This is a genomic window from Streptomyces sp. NPDC093598 (assembly GCF_044764825.1).
Lineage (GTDB): Bacteria > Actinomycetota > Actinomycetes > Streptomycetales > Streptomycetaceae > Streptomyces.
This window is the reverse complement of record NZ_JBIWIV010000038.1, coordinates 1-2,848: the sequence shown is the minus strand read 5'-3', so window position 1 is coordinate 2,848 and position 2,848 is coordinate 1. Positions and strand designations below refer to the sequence as shown.

Here is a 2,848-nt window from a genome sequence, read left to right as displayed (position 1 = left end):
GCCGGTTGGCCCAGGGGGAGGACCTGCGGTCGGCGGACTACTGGGTGACGCAGGTGCGTGAGGCGGTCCGCTACGCCGACGCCGTCACCACCCTGGAGTCCGAGGGCGTCACCACACTCCTGGAACTCGGCCCCGGTGGCGTCCTCGCCGCCCTCGCCGCCCAGGCCGTCCGCGACCCCGACGCCCTGACCGCCACCGTCGCCACCCGTGCGGGACGCCCCGAGCCGGAGACCCTGGTCGAGGCGCTCGCAACGCTGTACGCCCGGGGCGTGCCCGTCGACTGGGAGGCGTTCTTCGCCGGCACCGGAGCCCGCCGGGTCCCGCTGCCCACCTACGCCTTCCAGCGCCGGAGGTACTGGCTCGACGAACGCGCGGCCGACCGGCGTGACTCCGCTCCCGTCCCGCCCGTGACGCCCGGCATCCCGGAGGTGACCCCCCGGGCCGTGCCCCTGGCCGAGCGGCTCGCGCCGTTGAGTGACGCGCAGCGGGAGCAGTACCTCCTGACCCTCGTCACGGAGCTGGTCGCGAAGGTGCTCAAGCACCCCGACACCTCGGCCGTCGTGCCCCACCGCCCCTTCCAGGAGCTCGGCTTCGACTCCCTGACCGGCGTCGAACTGCGCAACCGGCTGAGCACAGAGACCGGGCTGGCCCTGCCCGCCACCGTCGTCTTCGACCACCCGACCCCCACCGCGCTCGCGGCCTACGTACAGGCCCAGGCCACCGCGGCCGGACCGGGGGGCGCCCCCGTTCGTTCCGCGACCGAGGAACTGGAGCGGCTGGAGGCGTCCGTGGACGCCCTGGCGGCGGACGGCTCGCCCCAGGACGAGACCCGCGTGGCGCTGTCCGCGCGGTTGCGGGCGCTGGCCGACCGTCTCGCGGGACCGGCCGACGCGCCCGCTCCGTCCGCGGCCGACGCCGATGTGGCGGACCTCATGGGCGCCTCCGCGGACGAGATCTTCGACTTCATCGACACCCAGCTCGGCCGGGCCGCGGACTGACGCCGTCCGCCCGCCGCCCCGCACCACCACCCTTCCGGTACCGAGGAGAGACTGATTCCGCATGTCCGCTGACATGTCCCGCGCGCAGGAGCAGGCCCAGACCAAGGAACAGAAGCTCGTCGACTACCTGAAGTGGGTCACCGCCGACCTGCAGAAGGCGCGCGAGCGCATCGAAACCCTCGAGTCGGCCGCCACCGAACCGGTCGCCATCGTGGGCATGGCATGCCGCTTCCCCGGCGGCGTCACGTCACCGGACGACCTGTGGCGCCTCGCCGCCGAAGGCCGGGACGCCATCAGCCCGTTCCCCGCGGACCGCGGCTGGGACCTCGACGCGCTGTACAGCACGGACCGCGACGAGCTCGGCACGTCGTACACCCGCGAGGGCGGATTCCTCGACGGCGCCGCCCTGTTCGACGCCGACTTCTTCGGCATCTCGCCCCGCGAGGCCCGCGCGATGGACCCCCAGCAGCGCGTTCTCCTGGAGACCGCGTGGGAGGCGTTCGAGGACGCCGGGATCGACCCCGCCACGCTGCGCGGAAGCCGTACCGCCGTGTTCGCCGGCGTGATCGAGCAGAGCTACCTCGGACTCGAAGGGCCCGCCGAGCTGGAGGGCCACCTCATGACCGGCAAGCTCAGCAGCGTGGCCTCCGGCCGCATCTCCTACACCTTCGGCCTGGAAGGCCCGGCCGTCTCGATCGACACCGCCTGCTCGTCCTCGCTGGTCGCCCTCCACCTCGCGGTGGAGTCGGTCCGCCGCGGGGAGTCCACCCTCGCCCTCGCCGGCGGCGCCACGATCACCGCGACCCCGGGCGGCTTCGTCGACTTCTCACGCCAGGGCGGACTCGCCCCCGACGGGCGGATCAAGTCGTTCGCGGCCGCCGCCGACGGCACCTCCTGGTCGGAGGGCGTCGGCCTGCTGGTGGTGGAGCGACTGTCGGACGCGGTGCGCAACGGGCACCGGGTGCTGGCGGTGGTGCGGGGCAGTGCGGTGAACCAGGACGGTGCGTCGAACGGTCTGACGGCGCCGAACGGGCCGTCGCAGGAGCGCGTCATCCGGCAGGCCCTTCACAACGCCCGTCTCACTCCGGCCGACGTGGACGCGGTGGAGGCGCACGGCACGGGCACGCGGCTGGGCGACCCGATCGAGGCACAGGCGCTGCTGGCGACCTACGGCCGCGACCGGGAACGCCCGCTGTGGCTGGGTTCGCTGAAGTCCAACATCGGCCACACCGTCGCCGCCGCCGGCGTCGGTGGTGTCATCAAGATGGTGCAGGCCATGAGGCACGGCCTGCTGCCCCGGACCCTGCATGTCGACCGGCCCACACCCATGGTCGACTGGACCTCCGGCGCGGTCGAGCTGCTCACCGAGGCACGCGAGTGGCCCGCCCGGGACACAGCGCCGCGCCGCGCCGCCGTCTCGGCCTTCGGCGTGAGCGGCACCAACGCCCACGTCATCCTCGAGGAGGCCCCGGAAACGGAGGACGCCGCCCCGGAGCAGACCCGGACGCTCCCGGCCGTGCCCTGGATCCTCTCCGCACCGGACGAGGACGCCCTGCGCGCCCAGGCCCGGCGGCTCCACGCGCACGTGGCCGCCCACCCCGAGCAGTCCGCCACCGACCTCGCCTACTCCCTCGCCAGCACACGCACCCTCCACGACCGCCGTGCCGTCTTGACCGGCGCCGGCCGCGACGACCTGTCCGACGCCCTTCAGCAGCTCTCCGAGACGCCCACGAGCTTCGAGGCACCCACCCGCCCCGGTGGTCTGGCGGTGGTGTTCTCGGGTCAGGGTGCTCAGCGGGTGGGGATGGGACGGGAGTTGTATGCGGCGTTTCCGGTGTTCGCGGGGGCGT

The 2,848-nt window shown here is 73.8% G+C and carries 2 protein-coding genes; both read left to right on the top strand.

All coding sequences use genetic code 11. The features are described from left to right. Nucleotides 1-998: phosphopantetheine-binding protein (locus ACIRDU_RS38590; RefSeq protein WP_403588896.1), on the top strand; the 998-nt coding region annotated here is incomplete at its 5' end. A gap of 127 nt (nt 999-1,125) precedes the next feature. After that, a partial coding sequence (locus tag ACIRDU_RS38585; protein ID WP_403588898.1) for a type I polyketide synthase occupies nt 1,126-2,848 on the top strand: 1,723 nt, incomplete at its 3' end.